The sequence below is a fragment of the Bacillus sp. HY001 genome (assembly GCF_007558965.1).
GTDB classification, from domain to species: Bacteria; Bacillota; Bacilli; order Bacillales; family Bacillaceae_G; genus Bacillus_A; species Bacillus_A mobilis.
Genome location: NZ_VLTE01000103.1, coordinates 1 through 269 on the forward strand (window position 1 = coordinate 1; position 269 = coordinate 269).

1 pseudogene is annotated in these 269 nt (G+C 27.9%); it reads right to left on the reverse strand.

Annotation, left to right across the window (positions count from 1 at the left end):
- Nucleotides 1-185 (reverse strand): annotated as a pseudogene (locus FOT98_RS33530) (hypothetical protein); the annotation flags it as partial.
- Nucleotides 186-269: the final 84 nt, after the last annotated feature.

Here is a 269-nt window from a genome sequence, read left to right on the forward strand (position 1 = left end):
ATTATTATTATGAACATTATCAATTTCTAACCATTCATCATTATTATCGGCTTCATCAATCCAAAGTAGATAGACGAGGAAAATATACAAGAATTCTGCTTTTCATAGCCAATTCCGTATGTTTCAAATGGGTTTAAAACAAGGTTCCTTAATTCAATATATCGAATACTATATTTATTCAAATCCCATAGCGGGCTTTGAATAAGTACGGTTTCATTTAATTATTAATTAACATTTTTTTATATAAGCCGTACTCCATCAACTTTTTT